This window comes from Cryobacterium psychrotolerans (assembly GCF_900101115.1).
GTDB classification, from domain to species: domain Bacteria; phylum Actinomycetota; class Actinomycetes; order Actinomycetales; family Microbacteriaceae; genus Cryobacterium; species Cryobacterium psychrotolerans.
This window is the reverse complement of the sequence record NZ_FNFU01000003.1, coordinates 64283-89734: the sequence shown is the minus strand read 5'-3', so window position 1 is coordinate 89734 and position 25452 is coordinate 64283. Positions and strand designations below refer to the sequence as shown.

Sequence of the window (25452 nt, the reverse complement as noted above, 5' to 3'; positions counted from 1 at the left end):
CCTTCGTGCTCGTCTTCGTCGTCATCGCCTTCGGCGGCGGACGCCAGGGCGAAGCCGGCGGCCTCGCCGCCCTCGGCGCCCTGCCGGTGGCCCTGATCGTGATCGTGATCGGCACCTCACTCGGCGGCCCGACCGGCTACGCGATCAACCCGGCCCGGGACCTCGGGCCGCGGATCGCGCACTTCCTGCTGCCGATCAAGGGCAAGGGCGGCTCAGACTGGGCCTACTCCTGGGTGCCCGTCGTCGGACCGGTCATCGGCGGGCTTCTCGCCGGCTGGGCATCCGTCGTGCTGCTGCCGATCCTGACCTAATCACCGCGCGGTTCAGGCCCGGCTGGCCTGTACCCACTGCGCCAGCTTGGCCGTGGCCGCGCCGGAGTCGATCGTCTCCACGGCCACGGCCAACTTGCTGCGGAAACGGTCGAGGATCGCCGTCTGCACCTGTCCCGGGTCGTTGGCCAGGTCATACGCCACCAGTCCCGCGGCCGCGTTGAGCAGCACGATGTCGCGCACGGGTCCCTTCTCTCCGGCGAGCACGGCATGCACCACGGCCGCGTTGTGCGCGGCGTCTCCCCCGACGAGGTCGCTCATCTTCGCCCGGGTGATGCCGAGGTCGCGCGGGTCGATGTCGTGTTCGGTCACGAGCCCGCGGGAAACCTCCCAGATGTGGCTGTGGCCGGTCGTGCTCAACTCATCCAGCCCGTCGTCACCCCGGAAGACGAGAGCCGTCGCGCCGCGGGTCTGGAACACGCCGACGAACAGCGGTACCCGGTCGAGGCTCGCGACGCCCACCGCGGAGGCCTCCGGCCGCGCCGGGTTGCACAAGGGACCGAGGTAGTTGAACACCGTCGGAATGCCCAGTTCCTTGCGGGTGGCGGCCACATGGCGGAAACCGGGGTGGAAAGCGGCCGCATAGGCGAACGTGACGCCGGTGGCGGTGAGGATCTCAGCGACTTTCTCGGCCGAGAGGGTGAGGTCGATGCCCAGCTCCGCGAGGACATCCGACGAGCCCGACGCGGAACTTGCGGCCCGGTTGCCGTGTTTGATGACCGGGATGCCGGCCGCAGCACAGACGATGGACGCCATGGTCGACACGTTCACGGTGCCGAACCGGTCTCCCCCGGTGCCGACGATGTCCAGCCCCATCGGGTCGACGCCCAGCGGCACGGCGTGATCGAGGATCGCGTCCCGGAATCCAACGATCTCGTCGACGGTCTCCCCCTTGGCCCGCAGCGCGACCAGGAACGCCGCAATCTGGGCCGAAGACGCCTCCCCTCGCATGATCTGCTCCATGCTCCAGGCTGCGTCGGCGACGCTCAGGTCCTCCCCACCAAGAAGGGCACTGAGGACATTCGGCCAGGATTGCGATTCGAGCATGAATTCAGCTTAATCCGCTCGCGACCGAGCCCCGTCTTTTCTGGTCACGTGACACCGGACAGGGGCACGCGAATCCGCACTTTCGGGCAACTGGCACGCCAGGTTGAGAAAAACCTGTGCGGATATCGGCCATAATGGAGGGGTGACGAGCACCTCGATATCCCATACGGCAAGTACGCCTGTAGTGAACAGGCCCAACAGCGTGGCAGTGGGCACCATTGTCTGGCTGGGAAGCGAAGTCATGTTCTTCGCCGGGCTGTTTGCGATCTACTTCACGCTGCGCTCCACGGCGCCGGAGTTGTGGCAGTTCGAAACGGACAAGCACAACTTCACCTTCGCGCTGGTGAACACGCTGATCCTGGTGTTCTCCTCCGTGACCTGCCAGTTCGGCGTGTTTGCCGCCGAGCGGCTGCAGTCGCGCTCGACCGGCTGGAAGCCAAGCCAGTGGGGCATGGTCGAGTGGTTTTTCCTCACCTACGCACTGGGCGCGATCTTCGTCGCCGGGCAGGTTCTGGAGTATGCAACGCTCGTCTCCGAAGGCGTGTCGCTCTCGTCGAATTCCTACGGCTCGGCGTTCTACATCACGACCGGATTCCACGGCCTGCACGTCACCGGCGGCCTGATCGCCTTCCTCCTCATCATTGGTCGCGCCTTCGCGGTCAAGCACTTCGGCCACAAAGAGGCAACCAGCGCCATCGTCGTGTCCTACTACTGGCACTTCGTCGACGTCGTCTGGATCGGCCTGTTCCTGGTCATCTACGTTCTCAAATAGGAAGCGGACATCTTCAGCATGCCTGAGACCAAGACAAGCAAGCCCCGCACCAGCCGGAAGGCCGGCCGACGCCATCCGCTGGCCAGCGTCGCGCTCATCGCCATCGGCCTGATGTTCACCGGCGGCGCGTACGCCATGTTCAGTACCAGCACGGCACGCGCCGAGTCGGACCTGTCCTCCCAGCAGACGATTGATGAAGGCGAGAAGCTTTTCGCCGCGAACTGTGCGACCTGCCACGGCCTGAGTGCCCAGGGCAGCGGCACCGGGCCGAGCCTCATCGGTGTCGGCGCCGCTTCGGTCGACTTCCAGGTCGGCACCGGGCGTATGCCGATGCAGATGAACGGCCCGCAGGCACGGAAGAAGCCGGTGCAGTTCACCGCAGAGCAGACCAGGGCCCTCGTCGCCTATGTCGCCTCCCTTGCTCCCGGACCGGGCCTTCCGGATGCCTCGCTGCTCGACGCCCAGGGTGACGCCGCCGCCGGCGGGGAACTCTTCCGCGTCAACTGCGCCATGTGCCACAACGTGGCCGGCGCGGGCGGAGCCCTCACCGAGGGCAAGTTCGCACCAGCCCTGACCGGTGTCACCGAGGCCCACATCTTCGAGGCCATGGTCACCGGACCACAGAACATGCCGGTGTTCAATGACGTCAACATCACGCCAGAGGGCAAGCGCGACATCATCACATACCTCAAGTACCTCGAGAACAACCCGTCCCCCGGCGGTTTCGCGCTTGGCTCGCTCGGCCCGGTTTCAGAGGGACTCTTCCTCTGGATCTTCGGGCTGGGAGCCGTCGTCGCGACAACCGTATGGATCACCGCGAAGTCGAACTGACCGGCATCCGGACATGACACACGCTAAGAAGGAGAACAATGGCCAAGGACGATAACGGCGGGAAGGAACTGGCCGCCGCCGACTCGTCGCACGGCGGTCCGGACGTGCCCGTCGGCACAGCCGTGGTCACCCGGGATGCCATTGCGAACCCCGGATTCCCGCCCCACGATTTGCGGGTGACCGACGTCGACCCGAAGGCCGAGCGCCGTGCCGAACGCACGGTCTACACGCTCTTCTACGTGTCGGTCGTCGGCAGTGTTTTCGCGATCGCCGCGTACATGGCCTTCCCGATCAACCCCGAAGATCCCGGTTCGGTGCGCGAGAACAACCTGTTCATCGGCCTGGGGCTCTCGCTCGCCCTGCTCGCCCTCGGCATCGGCATCGTCCACTGGGGCAAGGCCCTCATGTCCAACCACGAGGTCATCGACGAGCGCCACCCGGTGCGCGGCTCGGAAGAAACCCGGGCTCGCGCGGTGGAGATCTTCGAGATCGCCAACGAAGAGTCCGGCTTCGGCCGTCGTACCCTCATCCGCAACAGCCTGTTCGCTGCGCTGATCGCGTTTCCGCTCCCGGCCGTCGTGCTCTTCCGTGGCCTCGGCCCGGATACCGACCCCATCGAGCTGCTCAGCCAGACGATGTGGAAGAAGGGGACGCGGCTTGCCATGGACCCGAGCGGCACCCCGATCAGGGCCGTCGACGTCACCCTCGGGTCGGCGTTCCACGTCATCCCCGAGGGCCTCCAGGACCTCGAATACGGCAAGCTCGAGGAGAAGGCGAAGGCCGCGGTTCTGCTCATGCGCCTGAAGCCGGAAGACCTCAACGAGCTGCCGGAGCGCAAGGACTGGTCCTACGACGGCATCGTCGCCTACTCCAAGATCTGCACCCACGTCGGCTGCCCCGTCGCTCTGTACGAACAGCAGACCCACCACCTCCTCTGCCCGTGCCACCAGTCGCAGTTCGACGTCAGCAACCATTGCGAGGTCATCTTCGGACCGGCCAAACGGCCCCTCCCGCAGTTGCCCATCGCCGTTGACGCCGAGGGCTACCTCATCGCGCAGAGCGACTTCACTGAGCCCGTCGGGCCGAGCTTCTGGGAGCGATCGTGACTACGACTGAATCATCCGCGGCACCATCCACCGCGCTGGCCGCAAAGAAGAAGTCCGGCGGCCTGACCGCCGCCGCGTCGAACTACATCGATGAGCGCACCAGCATCTCCGGCGCGGTCAAGGCACTCGGCCGCAAGGTCTTCCCGGACCACTGGTCATTCATGCTGGGCGAGGTGGCCCTGTACAGCTTCGTCGTCATCCTGCTGTCCGGTTCCTTCCTGACGTTCTTCTTCCAGGCTTCGATGTCGGAGGTGCACTACGACGGCTCGTTCGTGCCGTTGAAGGGCATCGAGATGTCGGCCGCCATGGCATCCACCCTGGACATCTCCTTCGATGTCCGCGGCGGACTGCTGATGCGTCAGGTCCACCACTGGGCCGCCCTGTTGTTCGTTGCCGCCATCGGACTGCACATGCTCCGCGTCTACTTCACCGGCGCATTCCGGAAGCCGCGCGAGCTGAACTGGGTCATCGGCTTCATCCTGTTCATCCTGGCGATGGCCGAAGGATTCACCGGCTATTCCCTTCCTGACGACCTGCTCTCCGGCAACGGACTCCGCATCATCGACGGAATGGTCAAGGGAATCCCGCTGGTCGGGACGTGGATCACCTTCCTGCTCTTCGGCGGCGAGTTCCCCGGCACCGATATCGTGGGTCGCCTCTACTCGCTGCACATCCTGCTGCTTCCGGCGATCATCGTCGCGCTCATCGCGATGCACCTCGTATTCGTCGTCGTGCACAAGCACACCCAGTACCCGGGCGCCGGACGCACGAACCAGAACGTGGCCGGAGCCCCGATTCTGCCGCTGTTCGCAGCCAAGGGCGGTGGGTTCTTCTTCCTGGTCTTCGGTGTAATCATGCTGATGGCAACGTTCTTCACGATCAACCCGATCTGGAACTACGGGCCGTACGACCCCTCGCCGGTTTCCGCCGGCACCCAGCCCGACTGGTACATCGGCTTCGCCGATGGCGCGCTGCGGCTGGTCCCGCCGGGACTGGAGTTCGTGGGGCTCGGGGGCACCTGGTCGTTCAACATCCTGATTCCGCTGGTCGGACTCGGTTTGTTCATCGTCCTCGTGATGATCTACCCCTTCATCGAGGCCTGGATCACGGGCGACAAGCGCGAGCACCACATCCTGGACCGCCCGCGCAACGCCCCGACCCGCACCGCCATCGGTGCGGCCGGCGTCACGTTCTATGCAGCCCTCTGGGCCGCTGCAAGCTCCGACATCATCGCGACGCACTTCCAGGTGACGATGGAGGGTGTCATCCACACCATGCAGGCGCTCACGATCCTCGGCCCGTTCGCGGCGTACTTCATTGCCAAGCGCACCTGCCTGGCCCTGCAGAAGAAGGACCGCGAGATCGTGCTGCACGGGTACGAGTCCGGGCGCATCGTCCGACTTCCGGGCGGTGAGTACATCGAGGTGCACCAGCCGGTCGACGAGTACGAGCGCTGGAAGCTGGTGGACTACTCCGATTACAAGCCGCTCATGATTCGCCCCGATGACCGGGGCAGGATCACGGTCGGCCAGAGAATGCGCGCCGGGCTGTCCCGCTGGTTCTTCGAAGACCGCATCTCGCCGGTGAGCACCACCGAAATCGAGCAGGCGCACGGCGATCACCACTAGGGAACCGCAACCAGATCGGGCATCGATGTCCCTCCAGACCTTGTCGGAGTGGCTTCGGTGCCCGAACTGTTTCCAGCCCCTGTCCCCCGGCGGCCCGCTTGTTCTGGTCTGTCCGGCCGGGCATTCCTTCGACATCAACAAGCGCGGTTTCCTCTCCGCCCTCGGCGGTTCCCGGGGGCTGATCGGCGACAGCGCCGCCATGCTCGATGCCAGGGACGCCTTCCTGAACGCCGGCTGGTTCGAGCCCCTCCGCAATGCCCTTGCGGTCCTGGTCTCCGCCGAGGCCCCCTCTCGCGTGCTCGATATCGGCTGCGGAACGGGCTATTACCTCCGCGGCGTGCTGGCTTCCTGCCCCGACGCGCGTGCCCTGGGCGTGGACCTCTCCCCCGCCGCCGTCGCACGCACCGCACGGGACGACGACCGCGTCGACGGCCTGGTCGCCGATGTCTGGTCCCCCTTGCCGGTACGGGATGGGGCGGCGGACGTCATCCTCACGGTGTTCGCGCCGCGGAACCCCGTCGAGTTCCACCGGGTGCTCAGGCCGCGGGGCCTGCTGGCCGTTGTCATCCCCCAGGCTGACCATCTCCGGGAACTCCGGGAGGCCGGCCTCGCCCTCGACGTGCAGGCAGACAAGGCGGCGCAGCTCCGGGCAAGCCTGGCGCCCTGGTTCGAGCTCGAGTCCAGGGAGGCCCTCTCCCGCCCGCTCAGCCTGTCGTCGACAGACGTCCATGCCCTGATCGGGATGGGGCCATCCGCGCATCACAGGGACGCGCACCAGAGGGAAACGAAGCCGGCCGAGGACGCCGACGACGTGCCGTGGACGGTGACGACCGCCTTCGAGGTACTCGGATTCCGCCGCCGAACGGACTGACCTCGTAAGACCCCGGCGGGACACATCCGCAGGCCAGGGTCCTACGCCAAAAAAAGAATGCCGCCTACGCGTCAAGACGCGTAGGCGGCATTCCGATTGCTGGTCTACCGCGCGAACAGGCCTCGGTAGTACTCGTAGACCCAGCCGACCAGGCTGATGAGGCCGATTGCCAGGGCGATGAAGGAAATCCAGAACCCCACGGCCAGGCCCAGGAACAGCAGCGCGGTGCTGGCAGCGAGCATGATCGGCCACCAGCTCCACGGGCTGAAGAAGCCCGCCTCGGGATCGCCGTCGTCGATGTTGGCGTCGAGGCGGTCCTCCGGCAGGTCGCCGCCCTGGGCGCCGCGCACGCGGCTCAGGTAGAAGCCGATGAGCAGGGACAGGAGGGAGCAGAGCCCCAGCGCGAAGGTGCCGGCCCACTCGATCCGGCCCTGGCTCGTGTCGAGGAGACCCCACACGGTGTACACGACAGTCACGATGGCGAAGAACGCCGTCAGGATCCAGAAGAGATTGACGTTCGCTCTCATTTACTTGACCGTTTCTGACGATGCGTCGTAGGTAGGGGCATCCGGAGCATCTTTGCCCGGGCCGATGCCGACCGGAATCCCCGCCTCCGGGTGGTTCAGGTCGAACGCGGGACGTTCGGACCGGATCCGCGGAATGGAGGTGAAGTTGTGCCGGGGCGGCGGGCAGGATGTCGCCCACTCGAGCGATGCCCCGTACCCCCACGGGTCGTTGACGGTGACCTTGGCCGCGTTGCGGGTGGTCAGGTACACGTTGAGGAAGAACGGGATCATGGACAGAGCAAGGATCATCGACCCGACGGTGGAGAGCTGGTTCATCCAGGTGAAGCCGTCGTCGGGCGAGTAGGTGGCGTAGCGCCTGGGCATTCCGACGACACCGAGCCAGTGCTGCACGAGGAAGGTGGTGTGGAAGCCGATGAACAGCAACCAGAAGTGCCAGCGGCCGAGACGCTCGTTGAGCATCTTGCCGGTCCACTTCGGCCACCAGAAGTAGAAGCCGCTGAACATGGCGAAGACGACGGTGCCGAAGACGACGTAGTGGAAGTGAGCCACCACGAAGTAGGTGTCGGAAACGTGAAAGTCGAGCGGCGGCGATGCGAGGATGACGCCGGTCAGCCCACCGAACGTGAACGTGATCAGGAAGCCGAGGGCCCAGAGCATGGGCGCCTCAAAGGTGAGCGACCCCCGCCACATGGTGCCGATCCAGTTGAAGATCTTCACGCCCGTCGGCACCGCGATGAGCATTGTCATCAGGGAGAAGAACGGCAGCAGCACCGAGCCGGTGACGTACATGTGGTGGGCCCAGACGGCAACGGAGAGGGCCGCGATAGAGACGGTCGCGTAGATCAGTGTCTTGTAGCCGAAGATCGGCTTGCGGCTGAAGACCGGGAACACCTCGGACACAATGCCGAAGAACGGCAGGGCGATGATATAGACCTCGGGGTGCCCGAAAAACCAGAACAGGTGCTGCCACAGGATGGCGCCGCCGTTTGCCGGGTCGTAGATGTGGGCGCCGAAGATGCGGTCGGCGGCGGCTGCGAGCATCGCCGCGGCCAGCACGGGGAACGCCATCAGGATCAGGATCGAGGTGACCAGGGTGTTCCAGGTGAAGATGGGCATCCGGAACATGGTCATGCCCGGCGCGCGCATCGTGATGATCGTCGTGATGAAGTTCACGCCACCGAGGATCGTCCCGAAGCCGGACAGGCCCAGGCCCACCATCCACAGGTTTCCACCGACGCCCGGCGAGAAGGTGGTGCTCGCCAGGGGCTGGTAGGCGAACCAGCCGAAGGATGCGGCGCCCTGCGGTGTCAGGAACCCGGCGACGGCGATCAGGCTGCCGAAGTTGAAGAACCAGAACGACAGTGCGTTCAGCCGCGGGAACGCCACGTCAGGCGCGCCGATCTGCAGCGGCATCAGCGCGTTTGCGAAGCCGAAGAAGAGCGGAGTCGCGAACATGAGGAGCATGATCGTGCCGTGCATCGTGAACAGCTGGTTGTACTGTTCCTTCGTTGCGACGATCTCCAGTCCGGGCTCGAAGAGCTGGGCGCGCATGATGAGCGCCATCACCCCGCCGATGCAGAAGTAGACGAACGAGGTGATCAGGTACATGTACCCGATGACCTTGTGGTCAGTCGAGGTCATCCACTTGACGAGGATGTTTCCCTTGCGGTTGGCCGAGGGCGACAGGGGCGTCGTGCGCCGCGGGGCGGGTGCGGTCGTGGTGCTCATGGCCTAATCCTCCTGCGCCTTCGGGGCGTTGGTGCCCGGAAGATTCTGGTTGCGGTTGTAGTCGATGTCGAGCTGACCCTCATTACCGGCCGCCCGGAGGGACTCAATATACGCGTCGTAGTCATCCTGCGAAACGACCTCGACGTTGAAGAGCATGAGGGAGTGGTACTCGCCGCAGAGCTCCGCGCACTTGCCCTGGTAGGTGCCGATCCGTTCCGGAATGACCGACATGTAGTTAGTCTTTCCGGGGATCATGTCTTTCTTGTACAGGAAGTCGATGACCCAGAAGGAGTGGATGACATCGCGGGCGTCGAGTGCGAACTCGATCTTCTTGCCGACCGGGAGAACCAGCGTGGGGATCTCGGTCTCCACGAGGGAACCGGGGTCGCCGGCCGGGTCGGGCTGGCCCTGGACGCCCGCCGTGTAGACGTCCTCGTTGACGTAGTTGAAGTCCCAGGCCCACTGCTTGGCAATGGCCCCGATCTTCACGTCGGGCTCATCGAAGCGGGCTTCGATGGCGGTCTGGTCGCGAGCCGTGAAGGCGAAGAAGCCGATCACGAGGATCAACGGCACGACCGTGTAGAAGATCTCGATCGGCATGTTGTAGCGAAGCTGCACCGGAAGCCCGGTCTGCCCCTTGCGCCGTCGGTAGACCACGACAGCCCAGAGCGTGAGGCCCCAGGTGATCAGCCCGACGACGAGGAGGACGATCCAGGACGTTGTCCAGAGCCCGCCGATGCGGCCGGTCTGGTTCGTGACGTTTGGTTGCCCCTCCTCAAAACCAGGCATGAAGCCGTTGAGCTGGGCAGTTGTGCACCCGGCGAGAACCATAGATAACGTCGCTGCGACCGGAATTGCAGCCCATCGGAGACGGCGATTATTGCGCACCGGGCACCTTTCGGGAGACTCGAGGGCACTTCTCAGGAAGTGCTTTGACCGATTCCTAGCCTACTCCGAGACACGCCGACCAGAGTGCACGAACGCGGCCTCGTCGGCCAAAAAAGCCCATACCGAGGACAATAAGGCTCCCATCGATGCCTCGGGAAGACACACCGAGGTGCCCGTCAACGCCGCGGGGAGACCATCCAGACGGATGATCTCCCAGCAAAGCATGCACAGAGCGACCTAGCTGAAGGAATCTCCACAGGCGCAGCTGCCGCCGGCGTTGGGGTTGTCGATGGTGAAACCCTGCTTCTGGATCGTGTCCTCGAAGTCGATCGACGCTCCGACCAGGTACGGGACGCTCATCTTGTCCACGATGACCTCGACGCCGTCGAAGTCCCGGACGGCGTCGCCGTCGAGCATCCGCTCGTCGAAGTACAACTGGTAGATCAGGCCAGAGCAGCCGCCGGGCTGGACGGCGACCCGCAGGCGCAGATCCTCCCGGCCTTCCTGGGCGAGCAGGCTGCGTACCTTCTGGGCGGCGACGTCGGTGAGGCCAACGCCATGGGCCTCGGTGCTGGTGGCGATGGTGTCGGTCATGATGCTCCTCGGTGTTCGCCTGGGCGGGAATTGAGACGGATTCTATCCGAGACAACCGGGAAGAGGCCGTGGACATTCCCGCCTGGGCAGATGGACGGGATGCTCAGTGCCCTGTGCGCTGGTTGAGCCGACCCAGCAGGAGCGCTTCGCTGAGCACCGCCCGCTTGAAAACGCCCAGGTGCAGCGATTCATTCGGGCTGTGCGCACGAGAGTCCGGGTCTTCCACCCCGGTGACGAGGATTTGGGCCTCCGGGAACACGCGCACGAGATCGGCGATGAAGGGGATCGACCCCCCGACGCCGATGTCGACCGGCTCCGTCCCCCACGCGTCGGCCATGGCCTGCCTGGCCTCCGCGACGGCCCAGCCGCTGGTGTCGACGAGGAACGGCTCCCCCATGTCGACGTCGTCGATTTCGACCTTCGCGCCGAACGGAGCATGCTCGACCAGGTGCTTCTCCAGCGCGACGTAGGCGTCTGCCGCGACCTGCCCCGGGGCGATGCGGGTGCTGACCCGCACGGAGATCGAGGGCGAAAGCGTGTTGGAGGCGTTCGCGACGGAGGGCGCGTCGATCCCGGTGACGGTGATCGAGGGCTGCGACCAAATCCGGCTGAGGATCGTGCCGCGGCCGATCGTCGCGACCCCGTCGATCAGGCCGGTCTCGAGGCGCAGCTGCTGCTCGGAGTAGTCGGGGGTCGCCTGTTCGTGGCTGGTGAGGCCGGTTACGGCGACCGAGCCGTCGGCGTCGTGCAGGGTGGCCAGCAGGGCGATCGTGGCCAGCATGGCATCCGGCACCGCTCCCCCGAACATGCCGGAGTGGGAAGCATGGTCGAGGGTGCGAACGGTCAGTCGGAAGGTCACGTTGCCGCGCAGGCCGATGGTGAGCGCCGGAGTGTCGATGTCCCAGTTGTTGGAATCGGCGACCACGATCGCGTCGGCGCGCAGCGCCTCCCGGTTCTCCTCGAGGAAGGTCGCGAAGGAGCGGCTCCCGAACTCCTCTTCCCCCTCGATGAACAGGGCCAGCCCGAGGTCGAAGTCGGGGCCCTCCGCCTCGACGAGCGCGCGAATGGACGCGATGTGCGCCATCACGCCCGCCTTGTCGTCGGCCGCGCCCCGTCCGTACAGTCGGTCGCCGCGAACGGTCGCCTCGAAGGGGCTGGATTCCCACTCCTCGTCCTTGCCGGGGGGCTGAACGTCGTGGTGCGCGTACAGCAACACGGTGGGGCGTCCGTTGCGGGCCCGTCGCGTGGCCAGCACGGCCGGCTGGCCGAGGTCGGAACTGCCGGGAATCCCCGCCTGCTTGATCTCCACCGACTCGAAAACGTCGAGGCCCCGGGCGAGGGCGGCGACGGCCTCCGCGCTGGCCTGCACGTGGCTGGGATCGAACGCGGCCCAGGCCACAGAGGGGATCTTCACCAGGGCGCACAACTCCGCGATCGTCGCCGGTATCCCCCGTTCCACGGCCGCCCGAAGGTCCGCGTCGCTGGTGGTCGTTGTGTCAGTTTCCGAGGTATCCGTCATGCAGGTAATCTTAAGCCAACCAATGCAAGGAACTGATGTGGCTAACCAACCTGTAAACCCGGACTCCAACTCGTCGACCGAAAGTCTCGAGCAGACGACGGCCCGTCTCACTGGCGGCACCCCCGCCGGCAAGGGCCAGGCCACGCCGCGCCGCCGGGAGCAGGAAGCGGCCAACAAGCGCCCCCTGGTTCCCGACGACCGCAAGCTGGCCGCCAAGCAGGCCCGCGCGAAATCCATGCAGGCACGTGACCGTGCACGGCTCGGCATGGCGGCGGGCGAGGAGAAGTACCTGCCCCTGCGCGAACGCGGACCTCAGAAGCGCTTTGCGCGCGACTACGTCGACGCCCGGTTCAACGTCGGGGAGTTCATGATTCCGGTCATGTTCCTCGTGATCCTGCTGACCTTCTTCCCCGACCCGGCCGTGCAGACCTACGGGATCCTCGCACTCTGGGCGTTCTTCCTCGTGGCCGTCGTCGACGCCGTGGTGCTCGGATTCCTCCTCACCCGCAAGATGGAAGCCAAATTCGGCACGGGCAGGGTGGAACGCGTGCGCTGGTACGCGGCCATGCGCGCCCTGCAGCTGCGTCCCATGCGCCTGCCCAAGCCGCAGGTGAAGCGCGGCCAGTACCCGTCCTAACGGCCGAAGGCGCCTGCCCTGACCAGGGGCACGCGCAGCTCCTCGTCGGTGAGCGAGCCGTGCTGCCCGATCATCGACCGTGCCGCCTGGTTGGGCTCTCTCGAGTCGTAGTAGGCCACCAGCCGGCGGGCGGCAACCATCACGTCCCCGATCCGAGGGAGAACCTCGGGATCGACGGCACCGAACAGCCCGGCCGCCACGGCTTCGTCGCGGGTGAACACCCAGGCCCGATCGCCTTCGACGCCGCGCCAGGCCTCGGCGAGTGATTCCGCGGTCACCTCGGACTGGCCGGGCTCCAGGTACAGGTGCAGGCAGCGCGGGTCGCCGCCGATGTGGCGCACTCCGGCGACGAGCTCCGGCACGGTGTCGAAGAGGACGTGCTTCGTCGGGGGCACGTCGATCACGCCGTGGTCCGCGGTGACGAGCAGGCCCTCGTCGGAGCGCAGGCCGGCGGCGAAACGAGCGAGTTCGCCGTCGAGGATCTCCAGTTCGGCGAGCCACCGGCCGGACTCCCATCCGTGGGCGTGGGCCGCCATGTCGAGTTCGGCGACGTAGAGGTAGACCAGGGCGCGTGGTTCGACGTCGAGGATGCGTCGGGCCGCGGCGAAGCGGTCGGCGATCTTCTCGGCGGGAACGTAGGTGGCGCCGCGCAGGACAGCCTGGGTGAACCCGGATCCGGTGAACTTCCTGGGCCCGATGGCAAAGCTGGGGACCCCCTCGTCGCCGGCCCGCTCGAAGACTGTTCTCGCCCGCTGCCAGGTGGCGGGCCGCATGTCGTCATCCCAGCCGGTGAGCTGGTTCACGACCCGGTCGCGTGCGGCGTCAAGCACCCGGTAGCCGACGAGGCCGTGCTGCCCCGGCGCAGCACCGGTGGTCAGGGTCGCGATTCCCGCTGCCGTCGTCGCGGGGAACACCCCGTCGATGACGCTCGCCTTCGTGAGAAGCGAGGACAGGAAGCGCGCGTGGCCGGCCCGGGCGCGGAGGGAGCTCACCCCGAGCCCGTCGGCGAGCACGACGACCGACCTGGACGCCGGGGGAAGAGCCAGGGAGTTCGATTGGCCGAGGATCGCGGCGAGGGAACTTGCCAGAACGTCGGCAAGGCGCAGGACGCTGAATTGGCGGGCCGGTAGCATGGGGGGCATCGGGCCAAGTCTGACATACGGACCCGGCCCGGACGCTCCAGAGCCACGCACACGTCCGTCGCCCACGACGCACCCCACACAGAATTCACGAATGAGCCGCTCAGACAGTACCCAGCCCGCCGCAGGAACCGAACGCATTGAAGACGTCGACGTGTCGGTCGAGATGCAGGGGTCGTTCCTCGAGTACGCGTACTCCGTGATCTACTCCCGGGCCCTCCCCGACGCCAGGGACGGGCTCAAGCCGGTCCAGCGGCGCATCCTGTACCAAATGAACGAAATGGGCCTGCGTCCGGACCGCGGTCACGTGAAATCGGCCCGCGTGGTGGGCGAGGTCATGGGCAAGCTGCACCCGCATGGCGACACGGCCATCTACGACGCTCTCGTGCGCATGGCCCAGGCGTTCACGCTGCGCGTGCCCCTCATCGACGGGCATGGTAACTTCGGCTCGCTCGATGACGGCCCCGCCGCCCCCCGGTACACCGAGGCCCGGCTGGCGGCCGCGGCCCTCGCGATGACCGAGAACCTGGACGAGGACGTCGTCGACTTCGTTCCCAACTACGACAACCAGCTCACCCAGCCGGACGTGTTGCCCGCCGCGTACCCGAACCTGCTCGTGAACGGCGCCAGCGGCATCGCCGTCGGCATGGCCACGAACATGGCCCCGCACAACCTGATCGAGGTGGTCGGCGCGGCCAGGCACCTCCTGGCCCACCCGGACGCGACCCTCGACGACCTGATGGAGTTCATTCCGGGCCCCGACCTGCCGACGGGCGGAACGATCGTCGGGCTGGCGGGCATCAAGGACGCCTATGCCACCGGGCGCGGCAGCTTCAAGACCCGGGCCCGCGTATCGGTGGAGGCGATCACCGCCCGCAAGGCGGGGCTCGTGGTCACGGAACTCCCCTACCTCGTCGGCCCCGAGAAGGTCATCGAGAAGATCAAGGACGGCGTCAACTCCAAGAAGCTTAGCGGCATCTCGGACGTCACCGACCTCACCGACCGCACCAAGGGTCTTCGCCTGGTCATCGGCATCAAGACCGGGTTCAGCCCGGAGGCCGTGCTGGAGCAGTTGTACCGGGTGACCCCGCTCGAGGACTCCTTCAACATCAACGCCGTCGCCCTTGTCGACGGCGGACCGCAGACGCTCGGACTGCGCCAGCTCCTGCTCGTCTACGTCGGCCACCGGATCGAGGTGGTCACCCGACGCTCGGCCTACCGCCTGGCCCGGCGCAAGGAACGCCTGCACCTGGTCGAGGGGCTGCTGGTCGCCATCGTCGACATCGACGAGGTGATCCAGGTCATCCGGGCCAGCGACGACAGCGAGCAGGCCCGTGCCCGGCTGATCGATGTTTTCGACCTCAGCCAGATCCAGGCCGAGTACATCCTCGAGCTGCGGCTGCGCCGACTCACCCGCTTTTCCCGGATCGAGCTGGAGGCCGAGCGCGACCAGCTGCTCGCCGAGATCGCCAAACTCGAGAAACTGCTCGGCAGCAAGCAGGCGATCCGCACGCTGGTCTCCGACGAACTCGCCCAGGTGGCCGAACGATTCGGCACGCCGCGCCGCACCCTGCTGACCGAGGCGAAGCCGAGCATCGCCGGCGTCAGCGCCGCCGCGGCCCGGCGCAACGCCGCCGTACTCGAGGTCACGGACACGCCGACGCGCGTGTACCTGAGCGCCACCGGCAGGATCGCCCGCGTCGACCTGCTCCCGGTCAGCGACGACATGCCCGAGCGCGTCACCCCGGCGCAGCGCCGGAGCAAGCACGACGCCGTTCGGTCGACCCTGGACACCACGAGCCGTGCCGAAATCGGCGCCGTCACGAGCCGGGGCCGGCTCATCCGCTTCTCCCCCGTCGACCTCCCGGTCATGCCGCCCACCTCGATCCAGCTCGCGGCCGGCGTGAAGGTCGGCGACTACCTGGCACTGCCGAACAAGGACGAGAAGGTGCTCGCGATCGTGTCGCTGGACTCACCGAGGGCCATCGCCCTCGGCACCCGCCAGGGCATCGTCAAGCGGGTCACGCCCGGCGACTGGGCGAACAAGCCCGATTTCGAGATCATCGCCCTCAAGCCCAATGACGAAGTGGTCGGCGCGGTGCAGGGGGCCGACGATGACGAGCTCGTCTTCGTCGCCACCGATTCCCAGCTCCTGCGCTTCCCGGCCGGCGCAGTGCGCCCACAGGGCCGCACAGCCGGAGGCATGGCCGGGATCAAGCTCACCGACGGAGCCCACGTTCTCTTCTTCACCAGCGTGCCGGCCCACATCGCGGGCACGGCCGTGGTCACCACGGTTGCCACGAGCAGCCAGACCCTCCCGGGCACGGATCCCGGCAGCGCGAAGGTCTCCGAGTTCGCCGAGTACCCGGCCAAGGGGCGCGGGACCGGCGGAGTCCGCTCGCAGCGTTTCCTCAAGGGCGAAGACACGCTCTCCGTCGCCTGGGTCGGACCGTCTCCCGCCCGCGCCGTGGGTGCCGACGGCTCGCCGCGCACACTGCCCGAATCCGGGTCGCGGCGGGACGCGTCCGGAACGATGCTCGACGCCGTCGTCGGCGCCGTCGGCGCTCGCATCGGCTGACGCCCGAACCCAGGACCGCGACGCTCTTCCGCGGCGCGGGGCACTCGGATATTCTGGTCGCGTGACCACTCTCGCCGGTGCTTCAATTCTGGTGCTCGGCGCCTCCGGAGGACTCGGCAGCGAAATAGCCCGGCTCCTCGCGGCTGCAGGCGCCCGGTTGATCCTGAGCGCGCGCTACGCGTCGGCAGTCGAGGCGCTGCGGATCCCGGGCACCGTGATCACGGCGGACCTGGCGAAGCCGGCCGAGGTCGACGAGCTCGTGGCCGCCGCGACCAGGGTCAACGGTCGGATCGACGGGATCGTCATCGCCGCCGGAATCGTGGCGTTCGGCCCGGCGGCCACCCTGCGTGACGACACCCTGGAGAAGCTCTTCGCCGTGAACGCCTTCGCGCCGATCCGGCTCATTCGCTCGGCGCACAGTGCACTCGCGGCATCGGCCGCCGCGGGACGCGAGCCCTTCGTGGTCACGATCAGCGGGGTTGTGAGCGAGAACCCCACGGCCAATCTCGCGGCCTACTCCGCGTCGAAGTCGGCGATCGCGGCGTTCGGGCGGGCCGCGGCACGGGAGCTGCGGCGGGACGGCATCCGGATTCTGGACGCACGGCCCGGGCATACCGAGACCGGCCTCTCCTCGCATCCGATTGCGGGCACCGCGCCACGCCTGGCCGTCGGCTACCAGCCCGATCTCGTCGCCCGCCGCATCGTCGACGCCATCGTCAACGGTGAACTGGACCTGCCCAGCACCGCCTTCAGCGCCTAACCCCCCGCGAAACCGCAGTCGTGCGGGTTATGAACGCGTTTTAGCGCGCACAACTGCGGTTTCGCGGGATTTAGACGTCGATGCGATCGCGGCTGAGCTTGTCGGAGCTGTCGATGATGAACTCCTTGCGCGGCGCGACATCGTTGCCCATCAGGAGCTCGAACACCTTGCCGGCCACTTCGGCGTCGTCGACCCGGACCCTGCGGAGGGTGCGGTGAGCACGCTCCATCGTCGTGGTCGCGAGCTGGTCGGCATCCATCTCCCCGAGGCCCTTGTAGCGCTGGATCGGATCCTGGTAGCGCTTGCCGGCGCGTTTGAGGCCGGCGAGCACGCCCTGCAGCTCGGCCTCCGAATAGGTATAGAGGGTCTCGTTGGGCTTGGTGCCCGGGTTCATCACGACGACCCTGTGCAGCGGCGGGACGGCGGCGAAGACGCGGCCCTCCTCGATCATCGGGCGCATGTAGCGGAAGAACAGGGTCAGCAACAGCGTGCGGATGTGCGCGCCGTCGACGTCGGCGTCGCTCATGATGATGACCTTGCCGTACCGCGCCGCCGACAGGTCGAAGCTGCGGCCGGAGCCCGCTCCGATCACCTGGATGATCGAGGCGCATTCGGCGTTCGAGAGCATGTCAGAGACGGATGCCTTCTGCACGTTGAGGATCTTGCCTCGGATGGGCAGCAGCGCCTGGTGTTCGCTGTCCCGCGCCAGCTTCGCCGTGCCCAGCGCGGAGTCACCCTCGACGATGAACAGCTCGCTGGTGGCGACGTCGTTGCTGCGGCAGTCGACGAGCTTCGCCGGCAGGGACGAGCTTTCCAGTGCATTCTTGCGACGCTGCGTCTCCTTGTGCGCCCGGGCCGAGATGCGCGACTTCATTTCGGCGACGATCTTGTCGAGCACCACCGCGGACTGCGCCTTGTCGTCGCGTTTGGGGGACGCGAAGCGCTCGCCCATGGCCTTGGCGACGACACTCGCCACGATGGCGCGCACGGCCGGGGTTCCAAGCACCTCCTTGGTCTGGCCCTCGAACTGCGGTTCGGGCAGACGCACGGTGAGCACCGCGGTGAGGCCGGCCATCACGTCGTCCTTCTCGAGCTTGTCCGAACCTGCCTTGAGCCGACGGGCGTTCTGCTCGACCTGGCCGCGCAGGAACTTGAGCAGGGCCGCGTCGAAGCCGGCCTGGTGCGTGCCGCCCTTGGGCGTGGCGATGATGTTGACGAAGCTCTTCACGACGGTGTCGTAGCCGGTGCCCCAGCGCAGCGCAATGTCGACCTGGCAGTCGCGGACCAGCTCGGTCGGCACCATGGCGCCCTTGTCGGTGAGCACCGGCACCGTCTCGGTGAAGGTGCCGTTGCCGGTCAGCCGCCACGTGTCGGTGATCGGCGTGTCGGTGGCGAGGTGCTCGACGAACTCGGAAATGCCGCCGTCAAAGGTGAAGGATTCGAAAACCGGCTCCGCGCCGCGGCGGTCGTCGACCTCGATCGACAGACCCGGCACCAGGAACGCGGTCTGCCGCGCGCGCCCCATCAGTTCCTCGGTCTGGAAGGCCGCGCCCCTGGTGAAGATCTGGCGGTCGGCCCAGTAGCGAATCCGGGTGCCGGTCTTGCCCCGGGCGACCTTGCCGACCACGCGCAATTCGCTCTTCTTCTCGAACGGCGTGAACGGCGCATCCGGGCTCTTCTCACCCGTGTCCGCAAACGTGCCGGGCTCGCCGCGGTGGAAGGACATCGCCCAGGTCTTGCCGTCCCGGTCGACCTCGACGTCGAGACGTTCGGAGAGCGCGTTCACGACGGATGCCCCTACGCCGTGCAGCCCGCCCGATGCCGCGTAGGAACCGCTGCCGAACTTGCCGCCGGCGTGAAGCTTGGTGAAGACCACCTCGACACCGGAGAGACCGGTCTTGGGTTCGATGTCCACCGGGATGCCGCGGGCGGTGTCGCGAACTTCGACACTCTCGTCCGGGTGCAGCACGATGTCGATGGTGCTGCCGTGGCCGCCGAGGGCCTCGTCGACCGAGTTGTCGATGATCTCCCACAGGCAATGCATGAGCCCGCGCGAATCCGTGGAACCGATGTACATCCCGGGACGCTTGCGGACGGCTTCGAGGCCCTCGAGCACCGAAAGGTGGCGGGCGGAATAGTCAGAACTCACAACGGTCAAGAATACCGGCCCGGCCGGCGGCCGCCGTGCCCGACACTCAGCGCCCCCGGCTACGCGTAGAGCGAAATACCATGTCGCCGGGTCGAATACCAGCCCCCGCCGTGTTTACATGGAGTGTCAGGGTTTTATGATTCCAGCCTGAGGAGGAGAACATGTCCCAGATCGCCACCGAGAACGGTGCCGTCGACCAGGAGGGCACCCCCCACCAGCTCACCGCAGCCGACCGCTGCGACGCTTGTGGTGCTCAGGCCTACATTCGTGTCGTCGTCAAAAACAGTGAATTGCTCTTCTGCGCGCACCACGGCCGCAAGCACCAGGAAAAGCTTGCCGCCATTGCCGAGAGCTGGCACGACGAGTCGAATCGACTCTTCGAGGACCAGCGCTCTTAGTGCGCAGCGTGGAATAGCCGGGACACCGGCTATTCCGGAGCGAGACCAAGCCGCACGGCAATCTGATTGCGTGCGGCTTTCGCTATGCCATCGACCTCGGTGGCGCGTCCGGCCGGGGCGTACTCGGCCCCGCGGGCGGCGAAGATGGCGCGCAGCAGGTGGTCGGCGAGCCCGGGGTTCTTGGCCAGGACCGGACCGTGCAGGTGGGTGCCGATCACGTTGCCCATGACGACACCCTCTAGGCCGGCGCCGTTGCCAACGCCGAAGGCCACCCGGCCGAGCGGCGAACCCTCGGCCCCGACGAAGTCACGGGCGTGATTCTCGAAACCGACCAGGCGTCCGTACCTCGACGTGACCACCAGGTCACCGGTCGCGCGTGCGAGCCGGGGAACCGCGCGTCCGGCGACAAGGCCCAGGCCCTCGACGACCGAGCCGCCCGGCAGTTCGATCCCCCAGCTCAGCAGCTCCAGCCCGGTGCCGACCGCGAGGATCGGGATGCCGGCGGTGGCCCAGGTGCGGAGGTCGTCTGCCACGGTCAACAGCGTGTCCCGGACCGGAACAAGGTCGGCGTCCGTGCCGGACCCGACGATGACGGCGTCGACCTGCGGCGGAAGGTCGGCCCGGGTCCGAACCGGGATGATGTCGGCCGGCATGCCAGCCCACCGCGCCCGCTGCACGAGGACGCGGGCGTTCGCGGCGTCGCCGTTACCTCCGAGCGTCTCGGGCAGCAGGCAGACGATGGCGAGCGGTCGTGGGTCGCCCTGCGCCGTCATGCCTGCTCCTCGCTGTTGGTTGCCAGCCCGAGGTGCGCGCGCGTTCGCCGCATCCCGTCGGCCGAAAAGATGATCGTCTTGAGGCCGACGGCCGGCTCGGGAAGGGCCAGGAAGTCGTCCAGGGCGCGGCCGAGATCGGGTTCGACGCGGTCGACCTCGACGTCGTCGTAGGCGAGCTGGAGCGCGATCTCGTGGGCCTTGGAACCGGAGGCGATCAGCACCCGGCCGAGGCCGGACGTGGTGACGGGCCAGAAGTACGACGGGTCGCGCACGTCCGAACCGATCGCAATCAGGATCTGGTCGGTGCCCGGCTCGATGCTGTCCACGTTGAGCTGGAAACTGGCCGGGTTCTGCACCAGCACGAATTCAACCTGCCGGCCTCGCACGCTCACGACCTCGCCCCGCCCGAAGACGGCGGGGATGGTGGACACCGCGGCGACCGCCAGGTCGGGCCGGAAGGCTTCGCCGAGCGCGGCCCGCGCGGCGCTGAGCGCCGTAACGGCATCCACCGCATAGTGTGTGCCGCGTGCCGGCAGGCCGACCGTGTAGTCGCCTTCCGGCAGGGAGATGTCGGCTTGCCGTCCGCTGACGCGCGTGACCAGGATGCCCTCGCCCCTCGGCAGCCTGTCCGCCGCCGTCTGGGCATAGCCGAGTCCTCGGGGGTTGGCCTCGAGGACCTCGGCCGTGACTCCGAACCGGTCCACCCGCACCGGCGACGGGACACCGCCTGCCAGGTCCTGCAGGTACTGGTCGTCGGCGTTCAGCACCACGGCCTCGGTCGCGCGTGCCGCGATCTTCGCGAGCATGGCCTGGACCATCTCGGAGTCGTGGAACCGGTCGATCTGGTCGACCATGACGTTAGTGAGCGTGACCACGCGGGGGGTGAGCGACCCGGCGATGTAGGCCCCGTGGCCTTCATCCATTTCGAGCACGGCGATGTCGCCATCGACGTGCCCGGTCAGACTGGCTTGCTCCAGCAGCGCCGAGGTGAGGCCCTGGCTGATGTTGGCCGTCGACGGGTTCGTGAACACCGTCTTTCCATGGGCTCGCAGCACGGCAACGAGCATCTTGGTGATCGTCGACTTGCCGCTCGACCCGGTGACGATGACGAGACCTTCGGGGAATCCGTTCAGCGTGCGCGCCAGAAAGCCGGGGGCGATCTTATTGACTACGAGGCCGGGGACGGCCGAACCGCCGCCCGGCTTCCTCCATCGTGCAAGCATCCGAACGATCCGGCCGATGAGGATCGCGGGGGCATAGCGCACCGGTTTACTCGAGGTAGTCGCGCAGCGACTGCGACCGCGATGGGTGGCGGAGCTTCGCCATCGTCTTCGATTCGATCTGGCGGATGCGCTCGCGGGTCACACCGAACGTGTCGCCGATCTGGTCCAGGGTCTTCGGCATGCCGTCGCCAAGGCCGAAACGCATCCGGATGACGCCGGCTTCGCGCTCGGAGAGAGAGTCCAGCAGGCTTTCCAGCTGCTTCTGCAGCATCGTGAACCCGACCGCGTCCGCGGGGACGACGGCCTCGGTGTCCTCGATCAGGTCGCCGAACTCGCTGTCGCCGTCTTCACCCAGGGGGGTGTGCAGGGAGATGGGTTCGCGGCCATACTTCTGCACCTCGACGACCTTCTCGGGCGTCATGTCGAGTTCGCGGCTGAGCTCTTCGGGCGTGGGCTCGCGGCCCAGGTCCTGGAGCATCTGGCGCTGTACGCGCGCGAGCTTGTTGATGACCTCGACCATGTGCACCGGAATGCGGATCGTGCGGGCCTGGTCGGCCATCGCGCGAGTGATCGCCTGGCGGATCCACCAGGTGGCGTAGGTCGAGAACTTGAAGCCCTTGGTGTAGTCGAACTTCTCGACGGCACGAATCAGGCCCAGGTTGCCTTCCTGGATCAGGTCCAGGAACTGCATCCCGCGGCCGGTGTAGCGCTTGGCCAGCGACACGACCAGGCGCAGGTTGGCGCCGAGGAGGTGGCTCTTCGCGCGGGCACCGTCCTTGGCGACCCACTGGAGTTCGCGGCCGAGCGCGGTCTTCTTCTCCGCGTCGGTCATCTGGGCGAGCTGGTCCTCAGCGAACAGGCCGGCCTCAATGCGCATGGCCAGTTCGACCTCTTCGGCCGCGTTCAGCAGGGCGACCTTGCCGATCTGTTTCAGGTAGTCCTTGACCGGGTCGGCGGTCGCGCCGGTGATGGCGCTCGAGTAGACGGGCACCTCGTCCTCGTCGTCGACCAGGGAGAGCACGAGCGCGCCACTCGGGAGCGGGACGGTCGGAGCCGGACGCTTGGCACCCTCTTCGTCGTCATCGTCGTGATCCGCGTCGTCGTGAGCGCCGGTGGCGGCCTCGGCGGCAGCATCGCCGGCCTTCACCTTGGGTTTGGCGGCGGCGCGCTTGCGTACGGGCTTCGTCGCGGCGGGCGCCTCGGTCGCCGGGGCGGCGGCCTCGGCGGCAGCAGCAGCAGCGGCCTTCGCCGCCTTCGCCAGGGCGGCCTTCGTGGGAGCCTTGGCGGCCGGGCTCCTGGCGGCCGTCGTCTTCGCGGCCGGGGCCGGCGTGGTCGCCTCTGCCTCGTTCGCGGCGGACGTGGCGGATGCCTCGGTCTTTGGGCGGGTTGCCATTCGAACACCTCTCATGCCATGGTTTGCGCGCGTGCGGCGCTCCCAAACCACTCGTGGCCGAGTTGAATCTGACCCGGTTGAACCAGGACAGCTGTGGATTTGGGCAGTATTTGGACCCATGTCAAGTCCCGGGGCTGCAACGAACCAGCGTGTGCGCGGCATTGCTACCGGCACTCCCAGGACCAGAACGGGTCCTAGAGATAATTATGACACGGTTTGCATGGACATCAATCCACCGAGGGGCTAGTCTCGCCCGCGTCGCCGCCGCCATGTACGTGAGAGTGCAACCCACAAGGGAGCCACTTCTATTCCCTCGTCGCGGGAGAGCTGCCGCCGGGTGCGCCGCCTGGCGTGCACGAGGAACATCACGCCGACGCCGACCACGATGAATTGCACCGCGAAGGCGACGCGGAACGAGTCGAGCGCGTACAGGTCGCTCTCCGCTCCCGCGGCGACCCGCCAGGTGTCCTGCACGTCCAGGAGCACGCCGATCAGGAACATGGTCACGAAGCTCGCGGTGAAGCCGCCGACATTCACGACGCCGTTGGCCGAGCCGAGCGCCCGCTGCGGATTGAACGTGCGGGCGAAATCAAAACCGATCAACGAACCGGGCCCGCCGATTCCGATCACCACGATCAGTACGGCGATCAGCCACACCGGCGGCTGCACCGGCCAGAGCAGCACGACCGCCCAGGCCGCGCCCATGGCCGCGACGATCCCGAGCACGATGTTGCTGCGGCGCAGGGGATACCGCGCCGTCAGCAGGCCGAGGATCGGGCCGAAGACCAGGCCTGCGCCGACGAGGATCGTGAGCATCCCGGCCGCGAAGGACGGTTCGTAGCCGAGGGCGTAAACCATGAAGGGGAAACCCCAGAGCAGGCTGAACACGGTTCCCGAGGACTGGGTCACGTAATGCGACCAGAATCCGAGTTGGGTGCCGGGACGTCGGAAGCTGTGCCGAAGCTGGGTGAGGGCGCTCCCCCACGTATGCGCCAGCGCGTGGTCGCCCAGCCGATCCGGACGGTCCTTGATCGCCAGCCAAATGACGATCAGGGACACAAGCGCCACGGATGCCGCCGACAGGAACGCAGGCGTCCAGCCCCAGACATGCAGCACCCAGGCCAGCGGCACAGCGGACAGCACCTGGCCGAGTTGGCCGATGTTGCCCATGTATTGGGACAGCTGCGGGACGATCCTGCCGGTGAACCACGAGCTGATCAGGCGGATGACGGAGATGAAGATCGTCGCGTCCCCGGCGCCCACCAGGATTCGGCCCAGCACGGCGACCGAGATCGTCGGGGCGAACGCGAGGGTGAGCTGGCCGCAGACCATCAGCGCCGTGCCGCTGAGCATGAGGATCCGGGGGCCGTAGCGGTCGATCAGGATTCCCACCGGGATCTGCGCGGAGGCATAGACGAGGAGCTGCACGACGGCCAGGCTCGAGAGCACGGCGGCCGATCCGCCGAATCGTTCCGTGGCGGCTACGCCCGCGACTCCGAGCGAGGTGCGCTGCAGGACGGCGGAAAGGTAGGCGAACGATCCAAGGGAGAAGATCAACCAGGATCGACGGGAGTTCACCCCTCCCAACTTACCGGGAACTAGTTGGACGGCCCGTCATCCTTGTTGCGGCGGATGGCGAGGAACTTCTCCAGCTCCGCCGCTATCTCGTCCGCGGTCGGCAGTTCGCCGTCTTCGTCGGTCAGCGGCGAACGCAGCGTGTTGCCCTCCATGTAGGTGTCGTATCGCTGCTCCAGCGTGCCGACGAGCTTGGCCAGTTCGGGGTTGTCACCGACCTGCTCGTCGATTTTCGCGACGAATTCGCGGTTCTGTTCGCGGAGGCGATCGGTGGGGAAGATCAGCCCCGTCGAAGCGCTCGTGCTTTCCAGCGCGGACAGCGCCGCGGACGGGAACTCGGTGTCGGCCAGGTAGTGGGGAATGAGCAGGACATAACCCACCGTCGACGCCCCGCTCTCCTGGAGCCGGAACTCAACCAGGTGCAGGGCGTTGGCGGGAACCTGGGTGTGCGGGCGCCAGACGGACATGCTCTCGATGAGGTCGGACCGGTTGCCGCTGACGGTCACGCCGATCGGCCTCGTGTGCGGCACAGGCATCGGGATCGCGTGCACCCAGGTCGTCGACGCCACCTTGAACCGGTGCACGAGCGCCAGCACCGCCGCGGTGAACTGCTCCCAGCGGAAATCGGGTTCGAACCCGGCCAGGAGCAGGAAGGGCTGGCCCAGTTCGTCGTGGGCCAGATAGAGGCGCAGCGCGGGCGGCTGATAGTCGGTCAGGTGGTCCTGGTCGAAGTAGATGATCGGGCGCCGGGCCCGGTAGTCGAGGAGCAGGTCGGCGTCGAAGTTCGCGACGACCCTCTGGTCGAGCGTGCCGAGGAGGTACTCGGTGAACTGCGAAACCGCGCCACCGGCATCCGCGAACCCGGTCAGGCCCGCGACCAGATGCAAACCCTCCGGGACGCTGTCGGCGTCCGCGGTCAGCTCGTAGAGGTCACCAGGATCGCGCATATTCACACTCTAATCCGCCCCGTCGGCCACGCCGCTGGAA

General features: G+C 67.0%; 23 protein-coding genes. 10 read left to right on the top strand and 13 right to left on the bottom strand.

Annotated features, from left to right (window positions below; genetic code table 11):
- A partial coding sequence (locus BLQ39_RS03740) for an aquaporin (RefSeq protein WP_176759153.1) occupies positions 1 to 311 on the top strand: 311 nt, incomplete at its 5' end.
- Between the two features lie 12 nt (positions 312 to 323).
- Here the strand turns inward: BLQ39_RS03740 and trpD are convergent.
- Positions 324 to 1376 (bottom strand): anthranilate phosphoribosyltransferase, encoded by a 1053-nt coding sequence (gene trpD / locus BLQ39_RS03735; RefSeq protein ID WP_092321860.1) that lies wholly within the window; start codon positions 1374 to 1376, stop codon positions 324 to 326.
- Between the two features lie 142 nt (positions 1377 to 1518).
- Between trpD and ctaE the strand changes: the two genes are divergently transcribed.
- From ctaE to BLQ39_RS03710, 5 genes are read left to right on the top strand one after another with little or no spacing between them, the layout of a single operon-like run.
- Positions 1519 to 2148: an aa3-type cytochrome oxidase subunit III gene (gene ctaE / locus BLQ39_RS03730; protein WP_370254907.1), complete on the top strand. Its 630-nt coding sequence runs from the start codon at positions 1519 to 1521 to the stop codon at positions 2146 to 2148.
- 18 nt (positions 2149 to 2166) lie between these two features.
- Positions 2167 to 2979 carry a cytochrome bc1 complex diheme cytochrome c subunit gene (qcrC, locus tag BLQ39_RS03725; protein WP_092321857.1) on the top strand — a complete coding sequence of 271 codons (813 nt, stop codon included), beginning with the start codon at positions 2167 to 2169 and terminating at the stop codon, positions 2977 to 2979.
- 38 nt (positions 2980 to 3017) lie between these two features.
- Positions 3018 to 4085, top strand: a complete 1068-nt coding sequence (qcrA, locus tag BLQ39_RS03720) for a cytochrome bc1 complex Rieske iron-sulfur subunit (RefSeq protein WP_092321855.1) — start codon at positions 3018 to 3020, stop codon at positions 4083 to 4085.
- Entirely contained in the window at positions 4079 to 5713 is a 1635-nt protein-coding gene (gene qcrB, locus BLQ39_RS03715) for a cytochrome bc1 complex cytochrome b subunit (RefSeq protein ID WP_092321854.1), read from the top strand. The genes qcrA and qcrB overlap by 7 nt, the downstream gene beginning before the upstream one ends.
- Positions 5714 to 5738: 25 nt before the next feature.
- Positions 5739 to 6584 (top strand): methyltransferase domain-containing protein, encoded by an 846-nt coding sequence (locus tag BLQ39_RS03710; protein WP_092321852.1) that lies wholly within the window; start codon positions 5739 to 5741, stop codon positions 6582 to 6584.
- Between the two features lie 104 nt (positions 6585 to 6688).
- Here BLQ39_RS03710 and BLQ39_RS03705 read toward each other — a convergent pair whose 3' ends face one another.
- The 5 genes from BLQ39_RS03705 to BLQ39_RS03685 form a co-directional block, all read right to left on the bottom strand.
- Entirely contained in the window at positions 6689 to 7111 is a 423-nt protein-coding gene (locus tag BLQ39_RS03705; protein WP_092321851.1) for a cytochrome c oxidase subunit 4, read from the bottom strand.
- Positions 7112 to 8839 carry an aa3-type cytochrome oxidase subunit I gene (gene ctaD / locus BLQ39_RS03700; RefSeq protein WP_092321849.1) on the bottom strand — a complete coding sequence of 576 codons (1728 nt, stop codon included), beginning with the start codon at positions 8837 to 8839 and terminating at the stop codon, positions 7112 to 7114.
- 3 nt (positions 8840 to 8842) lie between these two features.
- Positions 8843 to 9727 (bottom strand): aa3-type cytochrome oxidase subunit II, encoded by an 885-nt coding sequence (ctaC, locus tag BLQ39_RS03695; protein WP_092321848.1) that lies wholly within the window; start codon positions 9725 to 9727, stop codon positions 8843 to 8845.
- Positions 9728 to 9964: 237 nt separating this feature from the next.
- Positions 9965 to 10321 carry an iron-sulfur cluster insertion protein ErpA gene (gene erpA, locus BLQ39_RS03690; protein WP_092321846.1) on the bottom strand — a complete coding sequence of 119 codons (357 nt, stop codon included), beginning with the start codon at positions 10319 to 10321 and terminating at the stop codon, positions 9965 to 9967.
- 103 nt (positions 10322 to 10424) lie between these two features.
- The gene (locus BLQ39_RS03685; protein ID WP_092321845.1) at positions 10425 to 11840 is read right to left on the bottom strand and encodes a dipeptidase; all 1416 of its coding nucleotides are present in this window, start codon (positions 11838 to 11840) and stop codon (positions 10425 to 10427) included.
- 37 nt (positions 11841 to 11877) lie between these two features.
- Between BLQ39_RS03685 and BLQ39_RS03680 the strand changes: the two genes are divergently transcribed.
- Complete coding sequence (locus BLQ39_RS03680; protein ID WP_241977063.1) at positions 11878 to 12477, top strand: DUF3043 domain-containing protein; 600 nt, start codon at positions 11878 to 11880, stop codon at positions 12475 to 12477.
- On the opposite strand, the gene BLQ39_RS03675 is transcribed toward BLQ39_RS03680, so the two are convergent.
- Positions 12474 to 13619: an alkaline phosphatase family protein gene (locus BLQ39_RS03675; RefSeq protein ID WP_174775339.1), complete on the bottom strand. Its 1146-nt coding sequence runs from the start codon at positions 13617 to 13619 to the stop codon at positions 12474 to 12476. The genes BLQ39_RS03680 and BLQ39_RS03675 overlap by 4 nt on opposite strands.
- 91 nt (positions 13620 to 13710) lie before the next feature.
- Here BLQ39_RS03675 and BLQ39_RS03670 point away from each other — a divergent pair, with 91 nt between their 5' ends.
- Positions 13711 to 16194 (top strand): DNA gyrase/topoisomerase IV subunit A, encoded by a 2484-nt coding sequence (locus tag BLQ39_RS03670; RefSeq protein ID WP_092321841.1) that lies wholly within the window; start codon positions 13711 to 13713, stop codon positions 16192 to 16194.
- 61 nt (positions 16195 to 16255) lie between these two features.
- Positions 16256 to 16954: an SDR family NAD(P)-dependent oxidoreductase gene (locus tag BLQ39_RS03665; protein WP_092321840.1), complete on the top strand. Its 699-nt coding sequence runs from the start codon at positions 16256 to 16258 to the stop codon at positions 16952 to 16954.
- A 70-nt stretch (positions 16955 to 17024) separates the two neighbouring features.
- Here the strand turns inward: BLQ39_RS03665 and BLQ39_RS03660 are convergent, their stop codons facing one another.
- Positions 17025 to 19103: a DNA gyrase/topoisomerase IV subunit B gene (locus BLQ39_RS03660; protein WP_092321838.1), complete on the bottom strand. Its 2079-nt coding sequence runs from the start codon at positions 19101 to 19103 to the stop codon at positions 17025 to 17027.
- A gap of 161 nt (positions 19104 to 19264) precedes the next feature.
- On the opposite strand from BLQ39_RS03660, the gene BLQ39_RS03655 reads away from it, so the two are divergent.
- Complete coding sequence (locus BLQ39_RS03655; RefSeq protein ID WP_092321837.1) at positions 19265 to 19501, top strand: DUF7455 domain-containing protein; 237 nt, start codon at positions 19265 to 19267, stop codon at positions 19499 to 19501.
- Between the two features lie 29 nt (positions 19502 to 19530).
- Here BLQ39_RS03655 and BLQ39_RS03650 read toward each other — a convergent pair whose 3' ends face one another.
- The 5 genes from BLQ39_RS03650 to BLQ39_RS03630 all read right to left on the bottom strand — a co-directional run bounded on the left by BLQ39_RS03650 (position 19531) and on the right by BLQ39_RS03630 (position 25412).
- Positions 19531 to 20274 carry a type 1 glutamine amidotransferase gene (locus BLQ39_RS03650; RefSeq protein WP_092321836.1) on the bottom strand — a complete coding sequence of 248 codons (744 nt, stop codon included), beginning with the start codon at positions 20272 to 20274 and terminating at the stop codon, positions 19531 to 19533.
- Positions 20271 to 21539, bottom strand: a complete 1269-nt coding sequence (locus BLQ39_RS03645; RefSeq protein WP_092321834.1) for a Mur ligase family protein — start codon at positions 21537 to 21539, stop codon at positions 20271 to 20273. Before BLQ39_RS03645 ends, BLQ39_RS03650 begins: the two co-directional genes overlap by 4 nt.
- Positions 21540 to 21543: 4 nt before the next feature.
- On the bottom strand, positions 21544 to 22890 hold the full coding sequence (locus BLQ39_RS03640) for an RNA polymerase sigma factor (RefSeq protein WP_092321833.1): 1347 nt from the start codon (positions 22888 to 22890) through the stop codon (positions 21544 to 21546).
- A 243-nt stretch (positions 22891 to 23133) separates the two neighbouring features.
- The gene (locus BLQ39_RS03635) at positions 23134 to 24468 is read right to left on the bottom strand and encodes an MFS transporter (RefSeq protein ID WP_092321832.1); all 1335 of its coding nucleotides are present in this window, start codon (positions 24466 to 24468) and stop codon (positions 23134 to 23136) included.
- 20 nt (positions 24469 to 24488) lie between these two features.
- Positions 24489 to 25412, bottom strand: a complete 924-nt coding sequence (locus BLQ39_RS03630) for a proteasome assembly chaperone family protein (RefSeq protein ID WP_092321831.1) — start codon at positions 25410 to 25412, stop codon at positions 24489 to 24491.
- Between the last annotated feature and the right edge of the window lie 40 nt (positions 25413 to 25452).